The sequence below is a fragment of the Microvirga sp. P4_G7 genome (assembly GCF_056401005.1).
Genome location: NZ_JBFUKD010000476.1, coordinates 1 through 3,030, shown reverse-complemented (window position 1 = coordinate 3,030; position 3,030 = coordinate 1). Strand labels below are relative to the sequence as shown.

3 protein-coding genes are annotated in these 3,030 nt (G+C 61.3%); 1 reads left to right on the top strand and 2 read right to left on the bottom strand.

Translation table 11 applies throughout. The features are described 5' to 3' along the window. A partial coding sequence (locus AC1DT3_RS16610; RefSeq protein WP_477466345.1) for a metallophosphoesterase family protein occupies positions 1-529 on the top strand: 529 nt, incomplete at its 5' end. 44 nt (positions 530-573) lie between these two features. On the opposite strand, the gene AC1DT3_RS16605 is transcribed toward AC1DT3_RS16610, so the two are convergent. Both AC1DT3_RS16605 and AC1DT3_RS16600 read right to left on the bottom strand, forming a co-directional pair. Further along, positions 574-1,584: a Tim44 domain-containing protein gene (locus AC1DT3_RS16605; RefSeq protein WP_477466344.1), complete on the bottom strand. Its 1,011-nt coding sequence runs from the start codon at positions 1,582-1,584 to the stop codon at positions 574-576. Between the two features lie 440 nt (positions 1,585-2,024). Beyond that, the gene (locus AC1DT3_RS16600) at positions 2,025-2,912 is read right to left on the bottom strand and encodes a branched-chain amino acid aminotransferase (protein WP_477466346.1); all 888 of its coding nucleotides are present in this window, start codon (positions 2,910-2,912) and stop codon (positions 2,025-2,027) included. Positions 2,913-3,030: the final 118 nt, after the last annotated feature.

The window sequence follows — 3,030 nt, the reverse complement described above, 5'->3', positions numbered from 1 at the left end:
CTCCATTCCTGTCGTCGGCGTTCTCGGCAACCACGATTATGAATCCGGCCAAACCGAAGAAGTCAGTCGGATCCTGCGCGATGCCGGAATGCGGTTGCTCGACGGTTCGTCCTGCGAGATCGACGGCGTCGGCTTCGTCGGTGTCAAAGGTTTCCCGGGTGGCTTCGGACGCCGCATGCTCGGCTCGTTCGGAGAGCCCGCGATCAAGCAGTTCGTGGCCGAGGCGATGAACGAGTCGCTGCGATTGGAGAACGCCATGCGGCAGGTTCGCGCCAAGCGATCGGTCGTCATTCTGCACTATGCTCCGATCCCGGAGACGATCGAAGGCGAGCCGTTGGAGATCTATCCGTTTCTGGGCTCTTCGCGACTGGCCGAGACCATCGACCGGTTCAAGGTCGATGCAATTGTCCACGGCCACGCCCATCGTGGCCATTTCGAAGGGCGAACACCCGGCGGCCAGCGCGTTTACAACGTCGCACGCCATATCGAAAAGCCGGGCGGAAAGTCTTACGCAATTCTCGAGATCTGATGGATCCTATAAAAAACGGCCGGGTTGTCCCGGCCGTTTCGTCGTTATTGAACTTGCTGGAGAGCGGACAGTTTCCAAGGGCCGTTCGGCTCGCGCCGGAACGTCCAGATTTCGGTCGTCTCGACGGGGTTCGAGGGATCTCCATCCACCACCCGGCCGGTCGCCTTTTCCTTGGTCACGTCGATCAAACCGTAGCGCATGGCGACCGTCGCATAGTCGGCGCCGCCTTCGCGCCAAGCCTCCGCCAGATCGCCCTGCAAGAGCCGAACGTCCGACACCGTGTTGACGACTCCCTGGGACGCGTGATCGCTCAGCTCTTCCTGGAGGTATCCAGCCATTTCGGGTGTGGCCAGATCCCATAGGGTCGCAATATCGCTTCGGGAATAGGCGGTCTGAGTATCGACCAGCGTCCGCTCGAACGCCTCATAGTCCTTTTCGACGATGCCGATCTCGTCACGCACCCCCGGACGGGCCGGCCGCGTTTGCTGTCGTGCAGAACCGCCGAGGCCCGCAAAAAGAGGACTGGGAGACGGCGTCGGCTGAGGAGCCGGTTGCGGTCCCGGGCGACCGGATCCGCCCGTTGCGGAGCGCGCGTAAGCATAGGCCGGCTGCTGCTGTTCCTGGCGGCGCCTGAACCAGCGGATCGCAAAGGATACCAGCCAGGCAACCAGACCGATCTGCAGAAGAAGGCCGAGAACGGAGCCCAAGCCCGCCAGACCGCCAAAGAAGCCGTGCCCTGTCAGCATGCCGATCAGGCCCGCGCCCAAGAGGCCGGCGGCGATCCCCGTGCCGAATCCGAAGCGCCGGGGCTGAGCCGCGCTCGGCGATCCGATAGAGCCGGTCGGGCCCACATTCGGAGCCTGCGAGCGTTGCATCGGGGCGGCGGTTCCTGGGGCTGTACTGGTCGTCGGCGGGGCACTCCACGTGCGGGCGCCACGGGAGCCGAAGCTACCACGACCGCCACCCATACGCGCTTCCGCCACACCGCCTGCGAGTGTCAACATCACCGCCAGGAGCGCGACTGCGCGCGTGCGGCGTCCAAAAATCGTCTTCATCGTTTGGTTCGTCCTCCCATGCGGAACATGTGGGGATGCCAAGCGACGTCTAAAAGAGGATGGAACGCAACTTTGGTCGAGCCGCTTCGCACCACATGGACACCGGTTGGTCGACCGTTTCTTCACAATCGTTCATGATTGGTTCCGAAGCTGCCGGGAGCTTCTTCGTGTTGGTCCGTAAGTCAATCACCTGAATTGCCCTCAAATTATCCCCATTATTCACATAGGTTTTGCAATCAAGGCGGGGGCACCGTACCTATTTTGTTCTAAAAATACTACAATTCGATTGTGAAATTGTGCCAGCCGCCCCCCAAGCTGGATGGACGGCAGCATCCCGTCGGGCGCCGATAAGATCGTTCAATAGAGCCAAGACGAGGCCGCCCCGCGACCCCGTAGGCGATGAAGCACAGGGAGGTTTCTCCCGGTGCTTGGGCGCGTTCTCAGGCGGCCTTGGCCTTCGGCATAACCTCTGCCGAGTAATCTTCCATGAGGACCTTGGTCATATTCCCAGGCTTGTAGGTGTAGGGTCCGATTTCCGAGACAGGTGTGACTTCCGCGGCAGTGCCGGTGATGAAGCACTCATTGAAGGACGACAGCTCGTCCGGCATGATCCGGCGTTCAGCGACCTCGAAGCCGCGGCGCTTGGCGAGCTCGATCACCGTCTGGCGTGTGATGCCATCCAGAAAGCAATCGGCGGTGGGGGTGTGAACCACCCCGTCCTTGATGAAGAACACGTTGGCGCCGGTGCATTCGGCCACCCTGCCCTGCCAATCGAGCATCAGCGCGTCGGCGTAGCCTTTGCGTTCGGCGCGGTGCTTGGAGATGGTGCAGATCATGTAGAGGCCTGCGGCCTTGGCCGTGGACGGTGCAGTCGCCGGGTCGGGCCGGCGGTAATCGGCCATGTCGATCCGGATGCCCTTCATCTTTTCGTCCGGATTGAAGTAGCTCGGCCAGACCCAGCTCGCGATCGCGAGGTGGATCTTGTTGTGCTGAGCGGCGACGCCCATCATCTCCGAACCGCGCCAGGCGACGGGGCGCAGATACGCATCCGTCTGGCCGTTCTTCTCGAGCACGAGGCGCTTGGCCGCGTCGATCTCGGCGACGGTGTAAGGGATCTCGAAATCGAGGATCTGCGCCGACTTCTTCAAGCGCTCGGAATGCTGGGACGACTTGAAGATCTCGCCGCCATAGGCACGCTCACCTTCAAAGACGCTCGATCCGTAGTGGAGCCCGTGCGAGAGGACGTGGAGCGTCACCTCTTTCCAGGGTACGATCTGTCCGTCATACCAGATCCATCCATCACGTTGATCGAAGGGGGTAGCGGACATCATATCTCTCCTTGAGAATTGCGGACCTTTTTGGCGAAAACATCGGGGTCGCGTAATTTCCGATGCGCTTCCGGACCTTTTCGGGTTCGTTCATTTCACGAAAGCGGCTTGACGAGTA

What these genes read in the sequence shown, in the direction of transcription:
- AC1DT3_RS16600 (WP_477466346.1), bottom strand. Translation starts at nt 2,912, where the DNA reads ATGTCCGCTACCCCCTTCGATCAACGTGATGGATGGATCTGGTATGAC.
- AC1DT3_RS16605 (WP_477466344.1), bottom strand. Translation starts at nt 1,584, where the DNA reads ATGAAGACGATTTTTGGACGCCGCACGCGCGCAGTCGCGCTCCTGGCG.